This window comes from Helicobacter mehlei, from assembly GCF_003660265.1.
Lineage (GTDB): Bacteria > Campylobacterota > Campylobacteria > Campylobacterales > Helicobacteraceae > Helicobacter > Helicobacter mehlei.
The window spans coordinates 1-935 of sequence record NZ_QXQP01000064.1 but is presented as its reverse complement, the minus strand read 5'-3'; the positions used below and the strand labels follow the sequence as shown (position 1 = coordinate 935).

At 44.2% G+C, this 935-nt stretch carries 1 protein-coding gene; it reads right to left on the bottom strand.

The genetic code is table 11. The annotated features are described in order from the left end of the window. Nucleotides 1-343 precede the first annotated feature (343 nt). Complete coding sequence (locus tag EAO36_RS08240; protein ID WP_235852427.1) at nt 344-844, bottom strand: LPD3 domain-containing protein; 501 nt, start codon at nt 842-844, stop codon at nt 344-346. Nucleotides 845-935: the final 91 nt, after the last annotated feature.

The window sequence follows — 935 nt, the reverse complement described above, 5'->3', positions numbered from 1 at the left end:
CCCCCCCGCTACAATAGGGCGGATCGATACACACACAATCTATACAAGCATTAGGCAAGCCCTGCATAAAGCCTAACGCATCGGCGTGAAAGACTTGGTTAAGATAGGGGGTTAGCATTAAAACCCCTTAAAGCACCACAGAAGTACAAAGTTAAGTTTTCTTCCTTCATTCTCAAGCCTTGTTTTAGGTTTCTAACTCTTTGGCAATTCTTAAGGGCTTTTGTTGTAGGCTCGCTCACGGGCTTTAAATAGTCGTGGAAAAGGTAGAAACCTACGCGCATCTTCCACCTCTTGGTGAGTTTAGAGTCTGCCTCTACTGGGATGTATGGGTGTGCTACAGCCCTTAAGGTAGGGGGTTCAACTCCTCTAATTCTAAACTATAGATTCTATGCCCTTGTTCTACGCTCTCTGTGAGTGTCATCTTGACTTGTGCTCCTTTGCCATTAATTTTAATATTTGTAAAATACCGATGGATGGCTTTTATATCTGTCCGTTTCTTATAATCACCATGTGTTTCTCTCAAGGTCGCATTTTCAAAAAGAGTTTTGACGTCTTGCCCCACCTTAAAATGCTCCTCTTTAGAAAAACCATTTTCTATACTCTTGCCTAAAGCCTTTGTGCTCGATATTTTGTCTAACCCTTTTCTTGAAATCCTAGCAACTACCCCCGTTTCTTTGTTAGTGATGTCTTGGTTTAGAATAGGGGCTAGACTCTGTTTTAAATCTGCCCTCAAGTCTGTAAGGCTTTTAGTCCCCTCTGTCTTATAGTGGAATGGCTTATCCCCTCCACTCCTGTTGTCTCCTCCCCTCACTGCGCTAGGCTCTGCTATGGGCTCATCCCCCACCACCTTGAAATCCTGCAACACCCACCTTCTAGGCTGGCTGGGGTCGTTGTTGTTGGTCCAATCAATGCGGGCTTTAAAATCCCAATCTTTG